This window comes from Vibrio sp. Vb1980, from assembly GCF_033338615.1.
Lineage (GTDB): Bacteria > Pseudomonadota > Gammaproteobacteria > Enterobacterales > Vibrionaceae > Vibrio > Vibrio alginolyticus.
Map to the genome: position 1 here is coordinate 16830 of NZ_JAWOSZ010000025.1, position 19994 is coordinate 36823.

13 protein-coding genes are annotated in these 19994 nt (G+C 41.3%); 11 read left to right on the forward strand and 2 right to left on the reverse strand.

Annotated elements, in window-relative coordinates:
• The first annotated feature begins 58 nt into the window (after positions 1-58).
• Both R7F64_RS22565 and R7F64_RS22570 read left to right on the forward strand, forming a co-directional pair.
• Entirely contained in the window at positions 59-1252 is a 1194-nt protein-coding gene (locus R7F64_RS22565; protein WP_318072092.1) for a tetratricopeptide repeat protein, read from the forward strand.
• A gap of 621 nt (positions 1253-1873) precedes the next feature.
• Positions 1874-3343: a hypothetical protein gene (locus tag R7F64_RS22570; RefSeq protein WP_115206685.1), complete on the forward strand. Its 1470-nt coding sequence runs from the start codon at positions 1874-1876 to the stop codon at positions 3341-3343.
• A 277-nt stretch (positions 3344-3620) separates the two neighbouring features.
• On the opposite strand, the gene R7F64_RS22575 is transcribed toward R7F64_RS22570, so the two are convergent.
• Complete coding sequence (locus R7F64_RS22575; protein WP_115206686.1) at positions 3621-3947, reverse strand: hypothetical protein; 327 nt, start codon at positions 3945-3947, stop codon at positions 3621-3623.
• 398 nt (positions 3948-4345) lie between these two features.
• Here R7F64_RS22575 and R7F64_RS22580 point away from each other — a divergent pair, with 398 nt between their 5' ends.
• On the forward strand, positions 4346-5536 hold the full coding sequence (locus tag R7F64_RS22580) for a hypothetical protein (protein WP_169608780.1): 1191 nt from the start codon (positions 4346-4348) through the stop codon (positions 5534-5536).
• Between the two features lie 127 nt (positions 5537-5663).
• Positions 5664-6398 carry a DUF2971 domain-containing protein gene (locus R7F64_RS22585; RefSeq protein ID WP_318072093.1) on the forward strand — a complete coding sequence of 245 codons (735 nt, stop codon included), beginning with the start codon at positions 5664-5666 and terminating at the stop codon, positions 6396-6398.
• Positions 6399-6429: 31 nt separating this feature from the next.
• On the opposite strand, the gene R7F64_RS22590 is transcribed toward R7F64_RS22585, so the two are convergent.
• Positions 6430-7026: a tyrosine-type recombinase/integrase gene (locus R7F64_RS22590; protein ID WP_043044402.1), complete on the reverse strand. Its 597-nt coding sequence runs from the start codon at positions 7024-7026 to the stop codon at positions 6430-6432.
• A gap of 109 nt (positions 7027-7135) precedes the next feature.
• Here R7F64_RS22590 and R7F64_RS22595 point away from each other — a divergent pair, with 109 nt between their 5' ends.
• The 7 genes from R7F64_RS22595 to R7F64_RS22625 all read left to right on the forward strand — a co-directional run bounded on the left by R7F64_RS22595 (position 7136) and on the right by R7F64_RS22625 (position 19642).
• On the forward strand, positions 7136-8839 hold the full coding sequence (locus R7F64_RS22595; RefSeq protein ID WP_318072094.1) for a type I restriction-modification system subunit M: 1704 nt from the start codon (positions 7136-7138) through the stop codon (positions 8837-8839).
• Positions 8829-10103, forward strand: a complete 1275-nt coding sequence (locus R7F64_RS22600) for a restriction endonuclease subunit S (RefSeq protein WP_318072095.1) — start codon at positions 8829-8831, stop codon at positions 10101-10103. Before R7F64_RS22595 ends, R7F64_RS22600 begins: the two co-directional genes overlap by 11 nt.
• Before the next feature lie 36 nt (positions 10104-10139).
• Entirely contained in the window at positions 10140-13079 is a 2940-nt protein-coding gene (locus R7F64_RS22605) for an AAA family ATPase (RefSeq protein ID WP_318072096.1), read from the forward strand.
• A complete protein-coding gene (locus R7F64_RS22610; protein WP_318072097.1) occupies positions 13076-14500 on the forward strand; it encodes a tetratricopeptide repeat protein in 1425 nt (474 codons plus the stop codon). The genes R7F64_RS22605 and R7F64_RS22610 overlap by 4 nt, the downstream gene beginning before the upstream one ends.
• A 47-nt stretch (positions 14501-14547) precedes the next feature.
• Positions 14548-15774, forward strand: a complete 1227-nt coding sequence (locus tag R7F64_RS22615; protein WP_140202709.1) for an ankyrin repeat domain-containing protein — start codon at positions 14548-14550, stop codon at positions 15772-15774.
• The gene (locus R7F64_RS22620) at positions 15771-16352 is read left to right on the forward strand and encodes a hypothetical protein (protein WP_140202710.1); all 582 of its coding nucleotides are present in this window, start codon (positions 15771-15773) and stop codon (positions 16350-16352) included. Before R7F64_RS22615 ends, R7F64_RS22620 begins: the two co-directional genes overlap by 4 nt.
• Positions 16353-16414: 62 nt before the next feature.
• On the forward strand, positions 16415-19642 hold the full coding sequence (locus R7F64_RS22625) for a type I restriction endonuclease subunit R (RefSeq protein ID WP_237459634.1): 3228 nt from the start codon (positions 16415-16417) through the stop codon (positions 19640-19642).
• The last annotated feature ends 352 nt before the right edge of the window (positions 19643-19994 follow it).

Sequence of the window (19994 nt, forward strand, 5' to 3'; positions counted from 1 at the left end):
TGGTTGCTCATGCTGTGTTTATAATCACCCGTAATTTGTTCAGTCTATAGGTCATGTTATGAGTAAGGCTCGACTAGTTTTTTGTTTATTTTTAACCTTTGGTCTCTGCGCATGTGCTGAAAGTGTACTTGAAAGCACAACTCGAATAGCAGAACAGGGAGTTGCGGAAGCTCAGTTCAAGCTCGGCGTAATGTACCACAATGGAAACACTGTACCTCAGAACTTTCATGAAGCAGTGAGATGGTACTACCTATCTGCTGAACAAGGTGACGCTAGGGCGCAATATAATCTTGGCCTTATGTACGCTAGTGGTGAAGGTGTACAGAAGAATTACAGTAAGGCAACGAAGTGGACTCGATTGTCTGCTGAACAAGGACTAGCAAGCGCTCAGTACCACCTTGGTGTGATGTACACCTTTGGCCAAGGAGTACCTCAAAATTATACTGAAGCAGCGAAATGGTACCGCCTAGCCGCTGAACAAGGTAATGCACAAGCCCAGTACAATCTAGGTGTCATGCTACAAGGTGGTCAAGGTGTTCCTCAAAATTATAATGATGCTGCAAGGTGGTATCTCTTGTCAGCAAAACAAGGTAACTCAGATGCCCAACTTAATGTTGGAGTTATGTATGCTGAGGGTATAGGAGTTCTTCAAAGCTATACTGAAGCAGCGAAATGGTACCGCCTAGCCGCTGAGCAAGGAAATGCACAAGCCCAGTACAATCTTGGCTTTTTATATGCCGAAGGTGGAGCTTTACCTGTTGATTATACGGAAGCGATTAAGTGGACTCGTTCATCTGCTGAACAAGGGTTAGCACAAGCTCAATATAACCTCGGTGTTATGTATGCCAGTGCCCAAGGCACCCCACAAAATTATAACGAAGCTATGAAATGGTATCGACTAGCCTCAGACCAAGGCGTTGTTCAGGCTCAGTATAATCTCGCAGTTATGTATGAAAATGGCCAAGGATTAGCCAGAAATGAAAAAGAAGCGATCAAGTGGTATCGAATCGCTGCAACTCAAGGTTTTGCAAAAGCCCAGTTCAACCTAGGCGCTATGTATATTCTAGGAGACGAAAAAAATTATATAAATGGATATATATGGGGAACCATAGCGAAACTAAACGGACATAGTGACGCTGACAAGTTAATTAAACTGGCGCGTTCAAAAATTAGCTGGATCGATTCAATTAAAGCTAAGCGAATATCAACCCGCTGCTTAGATTCTGGCTATCAACAATGTGATTCATTGTGAGTTGTTCCTTTCTCGCTTAGATATGAAGGCATAACTTTAAAATACCTAAATTTACTAAAAATTTGTTACTTAGAGAGCCTTTTTTACGCCATTTCCCTGAAGCTTGTTACGACACCTAGCTCAGGGACACAAGCGCCTTAGAACATCCACTCTAAAACATGTATGCCCCTTTCAATGTTAGGGGTGATTACATCTCAATTCTGTAGAGCTTCATTTGACTTATTTTTCCCCATACCACTATTGTATCTACAGTAAATGGGGGATGAATCTCAAAGAGTCGAAATTAGTTAAACACAGCTAATACAGGTTGGAGTTATGCTTAAGAAAACTACTGTCGCCGCAATAATAGGATATGTCGAATGTGCGTTTTTATTGACGATAGTTTGAAAACATATGATGGTTGTGTTGATGCTGCGTATTCCCAGTTCATCGCTATTGAAGATAGGGGTGAACGTAAAGCTATAGCGAGGTTACGATGCGATCAGCTTGTAGTCGATGGTAAGTAACCCTAACTAGTTCGTACCGAATATTGCCACTTACCAGAAGGCGTTATGTAATGAGGTTCTTATATATCAACCATCATAGAACCAAGATAGTTATCGAATTTTTAGGACATTAAACTTGATTTTAGTAATTAAGCAACTTACTCATGCACTGCTGATATTTATGACAACTTTTCTTTCTTTGTCGTCTTCAGCTAGCCAGAGTCCTTGGGAGTATGGTGATTATACCTATGAAGAGAAAGATACTATTTTGATTTCTTCTACTCATGGCAAGCATGTATGGGGGCATACGTTGCGATTGGTTAGAAATAAAGAATACTGCCATCAACCACAAATACTACTGAACTTATCTACAACGACTAAGGTGCTTCCTCCTAAAGGTTTACCTGTAACTCTGAATTTCGAAATTGGAAATCGGATACACACCATATCAACTATTGTTTCGTCTAATTTTGAAATCGGGACTACTAAGCAGGTGAATTTCTACCCAATAAATCTCTATCCCGTAAGTAATTTATTAGATGACTTAAAAGAAGGTAGACGACTAAAAGTCACAATTATCGGTGAGAACGCAAAGTACTTCGATATTAAAGTTGAAGAGTTCAGCTTAGCTGGGTTTACAGCACATTACTTGAAGGTGGTTGATGGGTGTGAGTCTTATCTAGAGAATCGAGCTGTGAGGATAATTGAAGACTATATGGGGGCTTTTAATTACAAAACAGACCATAGATATCATGAAGTTGTTACGAGAGAAATAACAAGCAAGCAAAGTGAATTTAGGATCGCACTGCAAGTGGATAGTTGTGAGTTGCCTAAATTTTATCTTCTAGCTGATGTTACTGATAATTCGACATTTCATACTTCTGAAAAGCTGACATTGACATTAAGTAGCGATAACAGTGTATATAGAGTTCAAGGAAACGTGGTTAGAAAGAAAGGAAAAAATGCAGTTCAAATCGAGGTTGTCCCACTATCTTATGATGTGCAAAAAATCAGAGAGTTAGTAGCGTCTGATAATTTTGATCTTGAATTATCAAGGGGGAATACTTTCGTATCTGCTAGATTTAGCTCTCTAGGTATGCAAGATTTTTTTCAACTTGTCTATTCTAAATGTAAAGACACGTTAGATCTTTTATCTGAACAAAATTTCCCTGAAATTGAGTCTCTTATCTCGTATGTATGTAAAGACGGTGGCTGTGAAGAGTTAGTTAATGAGTGTCATGCCAACGCACCAGAAGGGCTTAAGAGAGTATGTATCGGCACAGCTCTATACCAATCAGTGTTTAACGCTGAAATTTGTACAGGACAACCTGATCTACTTAGTTGCATGAATCAACATGATATAGCTAAAGAAAAGTCCATAGAATTTTTTAAGTTTGCATTGAAAAATGGAGGCTATGCTAATGCTGCCATTAATATATGCAGACCATTATCGATGCATAATACGTCTAACAAACTACTTCTGAAGGCCAGAAGTGAGTTAAATGATGTAATGGAAGGAACTGCACCTGATTACAATTGGCTCGACCTTTATAATTGTATTGATGATACCTATAAAAAAATCACTATCGAAGCTGTTACTAATTAGAAATAGCAGCTTCACTAGATTGCTAATTTTAAACCACTACCAAACTTTTTCCCCGAAGTGTGATGCGAGCACTAAATTTCAGTTAATCAAACCTAATTAGAACGCGGGGTTTGTGGGTTTACACAAGCACTGACCTCATAATAGTCGATATATATTCGGATAAATTATCGCCCAAGAAAGTGTTTTGGCTTCAACCAGCCAACCGTAGTGTTTAAAAACTTTGGCTGCTTGATATGGAGAGTGTCGCACTTCGCAGTTGAATTCGGGTATAAATATCTTAATATTGTACTTTAATGTTTTCGGGCAATTCTGCAATAACTTGGGAAGTGGCATCTAGTACAAGTTTTCCGAGCTTTAAATTACCGATTTTTTTTGCGTTGATCCCACTATCGTCAACAAGAATAGCCAGTGTCGTTGTCATATAGTCTTTAATGATACTTTGTGGAATGTCAACTGTAGCTTCTTCAGATAAATGCTGCTGACTACGGAAAGTATTAGCGGCTTCTAGTATGTGAATGACACCGAGATGAACAGCTGCATTTATCATACTTTCTCTTGAATCTTCAAACTTCTTTTTCTCTTTATTTTTAAATAAATTAATCACGCCAGTTTAGACCTTTACTTAGTTTTACTATTAACTTTATCATATCAGAATTAGGGGTGAATTTCTCATAAAATCAATCTGTGGGCATTTCCTTATACCATTTACAGCTTGTCAAAAAGCATATGAAATTGTTCATTTGGGTTAGTCAAAACGGTGCACTATATCGTTGCAGGTCTAATGTGTCGAGTCTTAGTAACCTACCCAGATGTTCTCTTGCACTCTTAGGTTTGGGACAGAAGCGAGTTAGTCTTAAAGTTTTAAATCACTAGTTCAGACTGTCGGAAAGGTAGCAAGTGCCCCTTCAAAGATTTTTTTATTAACTGTGATTTAAGATAAAAATTGCTCGCGGAATCTTAGTTACTCTGTTTTTACTAGAATGTCATAGGCTTAAGATAACAATGTCCACTGTATTCAGAACAATTGATGGTCGTATAGTGCCGATTAAGAATGGAAAGCAAATTGATGTTAACAAAGCCAACGTAGTTAAACCCAAACGGCCTAAAGGCTTTGTTTCTACTAATGCTTATTACGGTGCATCTAAAGCATTTACTATACCTAACGCGAATTGTCCAAAGTGCGGTGCTAGCGTCTACTACTACGAACACCCAAATGGTGCACGAGTGTTTTTTGACTCTCTAGGGCCACCTTGGCCGAAACATCCATGCACGGTTTCGATGACATCTCTACAGTCAAAGAAAAATACAAAACCGATATTAGAGAATGGCGGCTGGAAACCTCTTCTCATCAAAAACATAGTAAGCTCTGATGTTCAAGAAGGATATACAGTACTGGCTGAAGCTGATGATAGCCGTGATACATTTGAAATTGATATTAAGCCAGCGTTGATGAGGCAAAAACAGTTTAAACGCAAAAGTATAGAATCTTTATTGTTGTATGGCCGCCCTGTAGGGGAGAGCAAAGCAGAAATAGCAATTACATGTGGTCTATTTGACTGGATAATGTTCGGTAGAGTGAAGCGGGATACTCGCCAGCAATACATTAAGCCAGCACCTCGAGAGTTAGATGTAAAAGAGCCAATACAACGTCTAATAAGCCAAAAAAACAAGAATATAAGTTTTTCTACCCAAAAAGAAGAAAGCCGATGGATATTCACCATGAATATTGATGGTCAAGAATATAAACTCATCGAAGATAGTGCCAAGCTTGTTAATAAATTATGCAAGGCTGAACAGGATACTACCTCTGCTTGGTATAGAATTGCTAAAAGTTCAAAAAATTACTACATAACCATTGTCAACACATCAATAAACTATCAAAAGTCACAATCCTTCAAACCACATGGCAGAGAAGAAGTCAGTGCCTCATCGCTAATCATCAAGCATCTGGGCTATGTAGAAGTTAAAAAAATAGAGCGAGCTGACAATTCGAGCCAAATCACCATTATTGGAAAACAGGCAGAAAAAACGTTATCTATTTCCCTCGATATTATGGAACTATTGAAACGAACCTCTTTGGACAAGCTATTTTTGGAGCAGAACCTCATAGCCCTTGAGAGGCATGGCGAGACCCACTTGCTAAGAATTGGAGGCACGTTGCTAGATGGTGCGTCCTTTGTTTTCTATAAGTGATGTTTAAGCTACGATTTGGGACAAAAGCGAGTTAGTTGTTTGGTCACATAAAGTCGTTTAAACGCTATGATTTAAGTTGAAAAAGTCTCATCATTGAAAAGTGTAATCATTACAATATGAGCTAGACGTGAAACGCCCAGAAGTTACATCGCTTTATAAATACTGCCCCATCGGTAAGTATCAATTAAATGCCCTCGCGCAAAAGAAAATGTGGTATTCGAAACCAGCAGGCTTCAATGACCCATTTGATACTCGCTTTCATGTCACAGGCAGGCTCCATTCATATGTACAAGAAACTGATCCAGTAAAGTTACAGCAAATCTTTGGCAAAGGTGTGTCAGATACAATTGTGCAGAAGAAAGTGTCTTTAGAGGAAGAGCTGAGCAAGTTTACACGGGGTATTGAAGATCTAGGAATTCTGTCGCTAGCTGATAGCAATAAGAACCTTTTAATGTGGTCTCATTATGCAGAAGACCATAAGGGTATGTGTTTAGAGTTTGAGCGAAAAGATGGGGAACTACTAGCTGATTTTGATTCTACACAGCCTATATTTTACACGGATAATCACCCAACATTGAGTCCTAAGTCTCTGCTGGATAGTACAGCAACATTATCAAACAAGAAGCGGATACTTTATTCAAAGTCAAAGCATTGGGAATATGAACAAGAATGGCGTCATATTGTTGAAAATGGCAATAAATTGCACCCATGGCCTGCACCTTTGAAAGCGGTATATTTTGGGTGCAAAGTTGATGAATCGGATATTAACTTAGTCAAGAACGTCATAGCAGACCATCAAATCAATTTCTATGCTGGAAAGCAGTACAGCGGTAAGTTTGGTATCTACTTTGATAAATGCTGAGTTAAAGGTTGTATAAATTGATGTCGATACCTCACGTCTCACAACTCTCCGAAATCCTCAGTGCATCTTCAATCTCGACACCAAGGTATTCAATCGTACTTTCTAACTTAGCATGACCAAGAAGTAACTGGATAGCACGTAAGTTCTTGGTTTTGGCGTAGATCAAAGAAGCTTTTGTACGCCTTAATGAATGTGTGCCGTATTGAGTTTTATCTAAACCGATATCTGTTACCCATCGGTTAACCATAGTCGTGTAGTAATGGTAAGAGATTGGTTGCCCTTCACGGCGAGGGCTTGGGAACACGTAGTCGGTTGGTGTTAGACCATTCAGGATTATCCATTGAGATAAGGTTTGCTGAGTCTTAGGCGTGATCTCGAAGTGCACTTCTTGATGGGTTTTCTGTTGCTTCACAATCGCTCGTGACATAACGCAGCCACTGCGGCTGACATCTTGTACTTTCAGGTTCCGTAAGTCACAGGCTCTGAGTTTGCTATCAATGGCGAGGTTAAACAGCGCTAATTCAAATAACCGTTCCTCAAGCTCCAATCGAATGCGGATGCGCCAAATGTCTTCCAATTTGAACGCTTTCTTCTGCCCAACTCTTTTTCCTTTATTCCAAGCAGCCATAATGTGCTCCTTACTTCATAAAAATCACTGTTAAGTAAGGCAGAACTCAAGGAAATTTGCGTAGTTACTGGTATCATAAGGCCAATTTTTCGAACTCAAGAAACCCGTAATGAACGAACAAGAACAACTATTCCTGAAAGAGCTGGAAAGCAAGCTCTGGACAGCCGCAGACAAACTCCGTGCGTCACTCGATGCCTCTCAATACAAACATGCTGTGCTTGGCTTAATATTCGTTAAATACGTGTCTGACGCCTTCATACTGCGCCAAGAAGAGCTAAAACAAGACTTCGCTAACCCTGACCATGAGTATTACCTCGACCCAGAAGGTTACACGGCTGAAGAACTGGAACAAGAGATCGCGATTGAGCTGGAACAGCGCGATTACTACAAAGAGAAAAACGTGTTTTGGTTGCCGACAGAATCTCGTTGGAAGTTCCTGCAAGACAATGGCCCAATGGTCATTGGTGGTGCGGACTTAGTGATTGATGGTAAGACGAAGAAGATCACTTCTGTTGGGCATCTGATTGATAACGCCTTGGAAGGTATTGAGCGCGACAACCAGAAGCTAAAAGGCGTACTCAACAAGCACTACGCCGCTCTAAAAATTGATCAGGCAAAACTGAATGAGCTGATCAACCTAATCGCGACCATTCCGTTTAATCATAAGTCCCTGAACAGTAAAGATATACTTGGTCATGTTTACGAATACTTCTTAGGCCAATTTGCGCTTGCTGAAGGCAAGAAAGGCGGTCAGTTCTACACGCCTGCCTCCATCGTTTCGCTGATTGTTGAGATGATTGAGCCGTTTGAAGGCCGTGTCTATGACCCTGCAATGGGTTCCGGCGGCTTCTTTGTGCAATCAGAGAAGTTTATTGAACGTAGAGCCAACCAAAAAGAAATCGACCCGCTGACGCAAAAACAAAGAATCTCGATTTACGGTCAGGAGTACAATTACACCACATGGCAGCTTGCTGCGATGAATATGGCAATCCGTGGCTTGGATTACGATTTTGGCAAGGAACCTGCCAGTACTTATACCAATGACCAGCACCCTGATTTACGTGCCGATTTCATAATGGCAAACCCTCCTTTCAACATGAAAGAGTGGAATACAGGTGTCGATGATAACGATCCACGCTGGGTATATGGCACTCCACCATCAGGTAACGCCAACTTTGCTTGGATGCAGCATATGCTCTACCACCTTGCACCAGATGGTTCTCAAGCCTTACTTCTTGCTAATGGCTCGATGAGTTCAACCACCAACAACGAAGGCGAAATTCGTGCGGCCTTGGTCGAGAACGATTTGATCGAGTGTATGGTTGCGCTTCCGGGGCAACTGTTTACCAACACGCAGATTCCGGCTTGTATCTGGTTCTTAACCAAAAACAAGAAAGCACGTACTGATAAATCAGGTCGTAAGCTACGTGATCGAAAAGGCGAAGTACTATTCATAGATGCGCGTAACCTTGGCTATATGAAAGACCGCGTACTTCGTGATTTCACTCGTGATGATATCCAGAAAGTCGCTGACCTGTACCACGCTTGGAAAACTGGCGTGGAAGTGAATGGTAACACTTACGAAGACCAAGCAGGATTCTGTAAATCTGCAAACTTGGATGAGATTAAAAAACACGATTTTGTGTTGACTCCGGGGCGTTACGTTGGCGCAGAAGAAGAGTCAGATGATGGTGTTCCCTTTAGTGAGAAGATGGCAACGCTAACCGCGAAATTGAGTGAGCAATTTGCTGAATCAGAAATGCTAGAGGCTGAGATCAAAAAGAACCTAGCGGGGTTGGGCTATGGGCTTTGAGGTTAAATCAATAGGAGAAGTTTGTTCTGTAGGAGACGGAGCACACAGTAAAGTTACAAGAGTAGAGACTGGTATCCCCTATCTTACGTCCAAGAATATTGGTCAAGGCTTCTTAAAATTAGATAAATTGGATTACATATCTGAAGAATCTTTTGAAAAACTGTTCTCGAAAGATAGCAAAGCAACAAGGCGTCCTCAGGCGGGAGATGTTCTATTTGGAATCATCGGTTCTTTTGGGAATACATATTTGTATAAGGAGTCTGATTTCTTTGGTTTTTCAAGCTCGATTGGAATCTTAAGGCCTAATCCAGAGCTACTCGACTCAGAGTATCTATATTATGTTGTGAGTAGTAAAAAGTTTCGAGATAACCATGCGAATCATAACTCTGGCTCTGTACAGGGGTATACAAATATACCTACAGTAAAAGGGCTTCCACTCCCAGTTCCATCAATTGCTGTCCAAAAGAAAATAGCTAAAGTACTGCAATCTTTAGATAGAAAGATTGCAGTTAACCAACAAACCAACCAAACCCTAGAAGCTATGGCGCAAGCTATCTTCAAATCATGGTTTGTGGATTTCGATCCAGTCAAAGCCAAAATGCGCGGTGAACAACCAGAAGGAATGGATGAAGCCACTGCCTCGCTATTCCCCGAAAAGCTCGTTGAGTCTGAGTTGGGTTTGATACCGGAAGGTTGGAAAGTCAGTTCACTATCTGAGTTGATTAAGTTAACTGGTGGCGGAACGCCTAAACGTTCAGAAGAGGCATATTGGAATGGTGATATTCCTTGGTTCTCGGTAAAAGATGTACCAACAGGAAGCAATGTATTTGTTGTTGATACTGACGAAAAGATTACAGAACTTGGTCTAAAAAAATCATCGACGAAGTTACTTCCGAAAGGAACAACAATTATCACGGCTCGTGGTACGGTTGGTAAGTTAGCCCTTGTTGGTACGGACATGTGCATGAACCAATCATGTTACGGAATTCGAGGTAAAGAGGTTGGTGATTACTACAATTACTTCAACCTGAAGGAAGCTGTAAGTACCCTTCAACGGAACACTCACGGAGCTGTCTTTGATACGATCACCACAAAGACATTTGATACCTATTCTATGGCATTTAGTGGAGCTGAGCTTGCCAATGAATTTGATGTGTTAGTCGCTCCCCTTCTTCAAAAGATTGAGGCTAATGTACGTCAAAATATAGAGCTTGCAACGCTACGTGACACACTGCTTCCTAAATTGTTGTCAGGAGAAATTTAAGTGGCCCAATAGTTTAATCTGGAGGGATTAAGAGTTATGAGTAATTTCAATTTTCTAACAGACATCAGCCCTGAACTCGCTCAATTTGGTAAAAGTGCAGAGTTGTATTGCTATGATGATAAGCAGGTAGTATTAGTGAAACTTAGGTGTTTTACTGAATTAGTCGTTGGGGAGATTTATTCACGTTTATCTCTAACCCCACCTGTTCGTGATGATTTATATAATCGACTGCGCAGCTACGAATTCAAGGATGTTGTCAGTGACAAGGGAATTTGGGCCAAGTTAGATGTATTGCGACATAAAGGTAACAAGGCTGCCCACTCTAGCAATGGTTCAGACGACATTTCCCTCAATGAAACACTCTGGTTAATCAAAGAAGCTTATTTAGTCGCCCGTTGGTATGCTCAAGCCATTCTCAATCAGCCTATCACTCCGCCAGAGTTTGTTGATCCGGTAAAACCTATCGACCAGACATCTCGCTTAGAAGCAGAGTTAGAGCGTCAACGTCAAGAACTCAATAAACGAGAAGCTGAATTAAAGACCCAACTTGCTGATAATAGTGATAAATATCAACAACAGACGAATGAGCTAATAGCTCAACTAGACGAAAAAAACGACACACTTTCCAATGTAAAAAAAGAGCAAGCACTATTACAGATTGAACTTGAACAAAAACAAAAAGATCTAGTCGCTTCACAACAAGCCTTCTTTGATTACAGGACGCGTGAAGAGTTTAAACAAGCTAGTATTTCATCAGCTTCAAGCTTTGATCTTGATATGGAAGTGACGCGCCGAAATATTGATATATTTGATTGCTTTGAAGGAGTAAGTTTAACTAAAGGTCAAAACCAAATAGTTAAGCAAATAAATGAGTTTCTAACCGATACCAAACAAAACGTATTTTTACTTAATGGTTATGCAGGTACAGGTAAGACATTTATAACTAAAGGATTTACTCAGTACCTAGAAAGAATTGGTCGTGAATTCGCTATTATGGCCCCGACGGGGAAAGCCGCGAAAGTGATATCAGACAAAACAATGCAACCTGCCAGCACTATTCACCGCGTGATATACAATTATGACAACGTGAAAGAGTACAAAGTTGACGGTGTGGAAGGGTCTGAAACTTATCGTTGCTATGCTGACCTTAAAGTCAATGTAGATACCGCGGAAGCTGTTTATATAATTGATGAAGCGTCAATGGTTTCTGACAGATATTCCGATGGTGAGTTTTTTCGTTTTGGGAGTGGATATCTATTAAAAGACTTGCTCAAGTACATAAATATTGACCACAACGATCATAATAAGAAAGTTATTTTTATTGGTGATAATGCACAGTTGCCACCTGTTGGAATGAATACGTCACCAGCGCTAGATGCCAGTTACCTTAAAGAAAATTATCAAGTCGCTGTGGCTTCAGGGTACTTGACTGAAGTTGTTCGTCAAAAAGGTGATAGTGGTGTTTTGAACAATGCTGCCATGTTGCGTGACGGTTTAGAGCAAAATCTTTTCAATAAACTGAAATTTGAAGTTAATGATCATGATGTATTTAATTTGTCCTCGGAAAATCTACTTAGCACTTATCTAGACTCATGTGATAGAAAAGTTAGTCGTACAGGAGAAAGTATTATTATTGCTTCTTCAAACCGACAAGTAGCTGAGTATAACCGTTTGGTTAGAGAGTACTTCTTTACTGGTCAACAGCAAATGGTCGCGGGAGATAAAGTCATTTCGGTAGCAAATCACTATCGAGCAGACGCTTGTATTACCAATGGTGAATTTGGCATGATCAAGGAAGTACTATCTCCTCATTCTGAGTTGATTAGTGTTGTCATTAGCGTCAAAGGTGACACTGGTGACATGGTTAAGCGAAAAGTAAATCTGAGTTTTAGGGATGTGATTCTAGGCTTTCGCAACGACTATGGTGAACCATTCTTCTTTGAAGCCAAAATTGTAGAAAACCTACTTTACAATGATCAGCCGACCTTATCGTCAGATGAGCACAAAGCACTCTATGTTCACTTTTTAAATCGACATCCAGAACTGAGACGTAAAGGTAATGAACAAAAGCTTAGAATTGCATTATTGCAAGATCCTTATTTCAATGCTTTTAAAATTAAGTTTGGTTATTCCATTACTGGACACAAAGCACAGGGTAGCGAATGGAAAACTGTTTTCTTACAGTGTCAAACACACCAAAAAGCCTTAACTAAAGATTACTTCCGCTGGTTATACACCGCTATAACGAGAACTTCTGGCATCCTGTATGTAATGAATCCACCTCAGTTGCGCTTAGGAGATGGAATGAAAATAGCAGGAGTCTATCAACCAAAAGCAGTAGACCTCAACTATTCTGTTCCGCAAGGCGTTGAGGTTGTGCGACCAAGTACCGAAGCAACAAACTCAGTAACCACAGTGAAGTTTGATTTTCAGACTGACATCCCGCAACTTAAAAAGTTATACCAACTTGTTCATGCATGTATTGAAGGTACAGGGATTACTGTAGTGGATGTCCTTCATTATAACTATCAAGATCGTTACATCTTGCAGCGAGGGAACGAGCAGGCTTCGATAAGTTTTAATTACAAGGGTAACTGGAAAGTGTCTGGCGTAAAGAGCATTGCTCAAGATGGGTTCGATGTTGAACTCATGGCTTTGCTTGGTCAATTAGAAGGTACTTTGCTTGATGTCCCTGAGTCTTCAAAGGATACTCAGTTCCACTTTTCAGAGCCATTCTTAGAAGAGTTTTATCTAAATGTACTGGGTCAAATCAGCAGTGTTGGAGCTGATATAAGCAAAATTGAATCTCGTTCATTTTGTGAAAGATATGCATTTGTTAAAGGCAATGAGTTGGCGGTGATTGAGTTTTGGTACAACAAGTCTAGCCAATTTACTAAAGTTCAACCTATGCCTCAGCTTAGTAATTCCACAAGGCTTATTGACGAAATAATATGTCAAATAGGTGTGCTTCTATGAATGAGCCAGCTAATCGTACAGTAAATAATTTGAGAAAAAGCGGAGACCTGCAAGGAGCTTGGGAGTTTGGTTTTCAAGCGTTGCAGGCAGCTCCCCAAGATACTTACTTGAAAGGTGCTTTATTTTGGGTGTGTTATGAGTTTCTCAAGCACCAGCTTGAAAATCTAAATAAGCGAGCGAGTTCTTCGAACAACTACCGTCCTACTGATTTTGAATTTGAGCAAATAGAGAACTTGCTGCAAACCATAGTAAATTTAGATATTGCTACTGGCGGCCTAGAGTACAAAATGCTGCTGGTTCAGTTTAAGAAGAGTTTGGAATGGTTTCCAACCTTGATTCACCTTGTGCTTCGACATCAAACTGCGCTGTTTGATGGTGAGGCTAAAACGCCTTTTCAAGCTGAAAAAGGTGAAGTGCCAAGTTTGATGCTCTCAACAGCACGCCAAGTGGCGAGTGCATGGCTTAGAGCACGAGAGTATTGGCATCTAGATCTTAACCAAGTGATGGCATTTATTAACCAAACTCGCGAGCAAGCCTCTGACACTAAACATATGATGTGGCTTGATTACGACCAAGCGAAGTGCCTAGTTGTTGCGGGCCAATACGATCAGGCTCGCGAACTCATTCTACCCATTTTAAGAAAGAAGCAAAAAGAGTCTTGGGCTTGGGGAGCGTTGGCGGCTACTTATTCAAAACAAGATCAGAGTTTAGCAATGAAGTTTTTTGCTAGGGGAATAGTATCCGCACATGACGTTACTTTTAGTTTGCGTTTATTACAGGGAATTATTCCTTTATTACTTGCAAATCAACAGCAAGCTGAAGCCTCAATGTGCCTAAAAACGGCTATTGCGGCTTATCAAACTCATGGGTGGAAGCTAAAGCAAGAGTTAGAACAGCTATCTATGCAGCCTTGGTATGATTCTGGTGTCGATGAAAAGCAACTGAGTCCTTTTTTAAACTCTATTTCTCACGACGCTTTAAATTACTTGCATGGGCCGATGGAGAAGGTTGTTGCTATCGTAGAGAATATCCATAAATCCGGTAAAGGCTTTCAAGTATTCGTAAATAAGTCGACATCACTATCAGTTCGCATGGGGGTTCATAAAGGTAAGCAGAAACCTCAGGCTGGTGACTATGTTGAGCTATCCGTAGCGAGTGTTGATGGAAACAAAGAAGTAGTAGCTTCCTCATCGTCCAAGCAAGTAGATATGGCTGATGTTTCGTATGTAGAGGGTACGCTTCGAATAGCACCCAAAGGCTTTGGATTTGTCGAGGATACTTTTGTTCCTCCCTTTGTTATAGGTAATTTAAAAAATGAATCAAAAGTCAGAGCACTCCGTATCATGAGTTGGGACAAATCTAAAGCTCGCCACAACTGGAAAGCTATTAAGTTAACGGAACTAAATTTTAATGAATGCTAAGTCGCTTTCCGGCGAAATCGAGTTAGACGTTGAAAGGGTTAATGCTAATGACTGAACAACTATTGACTGCCATTGAGTCTGGCAATTTGGCATTATTGAATGACGTTCTTGAACAAGAGCAAGAGTTAGTTAACACCGTCTTTGAAGAATTAGAAGCAACGCCATTTGAGCTTGCTTTGAAAAATGGATTTTCGACACTCGCCGAAAACGTTATCAATCGTGACAGTTTTGATATCAACCATGCAGGTCATAACCCACTTCGGTTAGCAATCGAACTAGGTTTCTTGGATATTGCTAAAGCACTGTTACACAAAGGCGCAAACCCGAACTATCGACCACAACAAATGAGCAGCGCATTGTTGCTTTGTTTAGACAATGAATACTTTGAACTCGCTGAGTTGATGGTCGAAAAAGGCGCTGAAGTTAACATTCGTAACGACAAGGGGTGGACACCATTGATTTGGGCATCAATGAAAGGCCGAGTCAAAGCGGTTGAATTTCTGCTTAAGCACGGAGCAGCCGTCGATGTTTGCAATAACGATGGCTGGAATGCGGTTACGGGCGCTTATTTCAAACAACGTTTAGAAGTAGTCAATAAGCTCCTTGCTCAAGGTGCGGTATTCAGCGCCAAGTACTCAGAAGCCGCCATGCTTTCAGCGTATCAAAATGGGCATGTCAACATCACTAAGAAGCTACTAGCTGATGGCGTTAATCCAGATGTGGAAAACGAAGATAATGAAACGATGCTGATTATCGCCGTTACTAAAGGTGATGATGAAATGATCAAAGCGCTCGTTACTGCTGGTGCGAATCCTAACGCAAGAAATAAAGACTCACACCCAGCGTTATCTTTATTGGCTCAAAATGGCAAAAATGAACTCATTTCGTTGCTGATAGATAAAGGTGCGGATGTAAATCTTCAGAGTAAGTCTGGAAGAACTGCCGCTTATTGGGCAGCAAGTTATAACCAAGCATCAACATTAGAATTTCTCCATAGTAAAGGTGCCAATCTTGATTTGCGAAATGAGGATGGATGGTCACCTTTGATGGTAGCAGCAAGTAGTGGCTACCTTGAATCTGTAATGAAACTGGTTGAGCTTGGAGCAAACACCGAGTTTGAAACTAAAAAGGGTAATTCGGCCCAAGATATTGCAAAATCAAATGCTCCAAAACATGGGGATCGAAGAACCATCAATGGTCACTATGTTTATCCGCTACTCAGCTCCAGTTACAAAGAAGTAGTAGATTATCTAGCTGGAACGCGCCAACAGTGATAGCTCAAAACTCCGTTTTTGATGCAGTCCGTAGAGGCTATAACGAACTAGAACTCGCAAGCAACGACGATATTCTTGATTACTTTGCTGATGTTAACCCCGACGCTATGTTGGGGCACATCAGCAACATCAAAGGCATTGTGTTTGAGCAAGAAGTTGTTACTGCACTCAATGAGCAAGGTATGGATGCCTTGTTATTTGAAGCAACTAACCACCCCATTTCGGATATTGCTCTGATGAGTGATGGTGATATTGCCGCAGAAGTTCAGCTTAAAGCGACAGACAGCGTCAGTTATATCAATGAGACGCTTGCTGAAAACTCAGACATCCCAATTATTGTCACTAGTGAGGTCGCCGATAGCTTTGATAGCACGATGGTGATTGATTCAGGAATAGATAATGTTGCATTGGGTGATACTGTTTCAGAAGTATTATCAGGTGAAATTATCAACAATGTTGGTGAAACTGTCGTAAGTGATGTTGTGAGTGAAGGACTAGCCGATATTGTGGCAGATGTGGCTTTGCCAGTCAGTCCGATAGGATTTGGGATTGGGTTGTTATTCGGATTGCCATTCTAAAACGAGGGATTTTGAATGAGTTTAGAATCAAAAGTTACAAATGTTCCATTTGAGGTAGCAATGTGATTACAGAAGACCAACTAGAACAACAATGCCTCGATTGGTTTAAAGAGCTAGGCTACCAATACCAAAATGGCTATGACATCGCACCAGATGGTGATACGCCTGAACGTGAAAACTATCAGCAAGTCACGCTACAGGCGCGTTTAGTCTCTGCCTTGGAAACCTTAAACCCAAATGTGCCCAGTGACACCTTAATCGAAGTGGCGAAAACCGTTGCCACGCCGCAAACGCCTGTACTGATTAAAAACAACAAACTCTTTCACCAATATTTAATCGAAGGTGTGCCTGTTGAATACTCGGTAATGGAGCAAGAACAATGGGTGACCAAGCATACTCATGTTCGATTAATTGATTTTGAGAACCGCGAGAATAACGAATTCTTAGTGGTCAATCAGTTCACCATTACAGGCACCAAGGTCAATCGCAGGCCAGATGTGATTGTCTTTATCAATGGCTTGCCTTTGGCAGTGATAGAGCTGAAAAACCCAGCCGATGATCACGCCGACATTTGGAATGCTTACAATCAAATCCAAACTTATAAAGAAGAAATCGCTGATCTCTTTGTGTTCAATGAAGCGCTGGTCATTTCTGATGGCTGGACGGCGCGAGTCGGCTCGTTAACGGCTAATAAAGAGCGTTTTTTGCCATGGAAAACCATCGAGGACGAAGACGATAAGCCGTTACTCGAATTCCAATTAGAAACCATGGTGCGTGGCTTCTTTAAGCCAGAATTGCTGCTCGATTACATTCGCTACTTCGTATTGTTCGAAAATGATAGCGACAAGATCATCAAAAAAATCGCAGGTTATCACCAATTCCATGCAGTCCGAGCTGCTGTTAAGGCAACCGTCACGGCTGCCACAACGTCTGACCAAATTACTGAGCCACGGGCAAATTACGCCAATACCGTGGTGCCCGGAAGTAAAAAAGCGGGCGTGGTTTGGCATACTCAGGGAAGTGGAAAAAGCATTTCGATGGTCTGTTACGCAAGTAAATTGCTGCAACAACCAGAAATGAATAACCCAACCTTAGTAGTGGTGACTGACCGTAATGACCTAGATGGCCAGCTATTTAACACCTTTACGATGGCGCAAGAAACGCTAAAACAGATTCCTCAGCAGGCAGAAGATCGTGATTCATTACGCGATTTACTGCTCAATCGTCAATCCGGTGGCATCATCTTCACAACCGTACAAAAGTTTGCGCTGCTCGATGAAGAAATGGTACATCCTGTCCTTTCTGAGCGCTCGAATATAGTGGTAGTTTCAGATGAGGCTCACCGCAGCCAGTACGGCAATAAAGCTCGCCTTGTTGATGTCAAAGACGAGAATGGCAATGTGATTGATCAGCGTTATGTTTATGGTTACTCCAAATATATGCGTGACGCGCTGCCGAATGCCGCTTTTATTGGTTTTACAGGTACACCGATATCGATGGACGATAAAGACACTCGCGGTGTCTTTGGTGATTATGTTTCTATCTACGATATTCAAGACGCGGTCGATGATGGCGCGACAGTGCCAATTTACTACGAATCTCGCTTAGCCAAGCTCGATATCAATCAAGATGAAATTGAAGCGCTGAACGATCAGGTTGAAGAAGAAATTGGTGAAGACGAAGAAACCGCCAGCCGTGAGAAAATCAAATCACACTGGTCGGCGCTAGAAAAACTGGTCGGTGCCGAGCCACGCATCCAGCAGGTGGCAAAAGATCTGGTCGAGCATTTTACCACTCGTTGTGAAACCTTTCCGGGCAAGGCAATGATCGTTGTCATGAGTCGCGAGATTTGTGTGGATTTATACGATGCCATTGTGGCGATTAAACCTGAATGGCATAGCGATGATCCAAACAAAGGCGCGATCAAAATTATTATGACAGGCAGCGCCGCTGATAAAGCAAAAATGCAGCCTCATATCCATGATAAGAAGACCAAGAGGCTGTTCGAGAAACGCTACAAGGATACCGATGACGAATTGCAACTGGTGATTGTGCGAGATATGTGGTTAACAGGTTTTGATGCACCTTGCTGCCATACAATGTATATCGACAAGCCAATGAAAGGCCATAACCTGATGCAGGCGATAGCGCGTGTGAATCGTGTGTTTAAGGATAAGCCCGGAGGTTTGGTTGTTGACTATATTGGTATTGCCAATGAACTTAAAAACGCACTGAAGACCTATACCAACAGTCAGGGTAAAGGCAAGCCAACTGTTGATACCGCTGAAGCTTTCGCAGTCTTTATGGAAAAAATCGACGTAATTCGCGGTATGTTTGCCACTCCCGTCGATGGTGATGTATTAAATTATCGTCCGGATTTTGAAATCAAACCGCTGCAACTGCTTCCGGGAGCCGTGAACCATATCTCAGGTCTCTCACACCGCAACAGCAAAGGCGAAGAAGTTCGTGATGGTAAACGCCGCTTCCTAGATGTCATGGCTGCACTGATGAAAGCGTTCTCGCTATGTAATACCTTGGATGAAGTGGACGGCTATAAGAGCGAGATCGCCTTTTACGGAGCGATCAAGACCGCCTTCTTAAAACACTCAACAGTTGATAAAAAGCGCAGTGATGAATTGCGTAATTCTGCTTTGCGCCAGATCCTGAATAACGCGGTGGTTGCCGATGGAGTGGATGATATCTTTAAAACGGTTGGTTTAGATAAACCGAATATTGGCTTGCTCTCTCCTGAGTTTTTGGAAGATGTTGCCAATATGAAAGAGAAGAATTTAGCTGTTGAGCTGCTAGAAAAACTGCTGCGCGACGAAGTGAAAGCAAGAATGAAAAACGATGTGGTGCAGGAAAAGAAATATTCCGACCGTATCATGTCAACACTGCAAAAATACCATAACCGCAATATCGAAACAGCACAGGTAATTGAAGAGCTAATCCAGTGGGCCAAAGAAATGCAAGCGGATAGCGAGATGATGGAAAAGCTCAACCTGTCTACCGATGAAATTGCATTTTACCGTGCATTGGTCACCAACGAAGCTTCTGTGCGTACCTTAGGCGACGATAACCTGCGTCAACTCGCCATTGAACTCACTCACCAACTGCGTAAGTCCGCTACGGTAGACTGGCAGAAACGAGAAAGTGTCCGTGCTCGTATGCGTAACCTTGTGCGTCGTTTACTGCGTCGCTGGAAATACCCACCTGATGCGGCTGAAGAGGCGATTAAGCTGGTTCTGGATCAAGCAGAAGTATTGGCTGATGGATGGTATGTTGCTTAAATAATGATAGGGGCAAGGTGTAAGAGGCTTGCCTTTATTTACTCTCATCCCAAAGAACGCTGAAGAAGTTAGTGTACGTTTCCTTGGCCGTTAGATAGAACAGAAAGTATCGTAAATTCTACAGAGGTTCTTTCGTTTTTCTACGTGGGCTAACAGCAATGTTCGGACTGTTTCAATAGTAATTCCCTGAATAGATTGCGCTAAAACTTAGACTAGTTTTTTAGGAACTTTAAAAAGTTAGACAACTTTCAGTAATATGGGTAATATTTTAAAAATCTTTTCGATAACCGTTGCAGCACAATGGATTATTGATAATTAATCTAACTTCATGTCTAAGTAATAACCAAGGTTA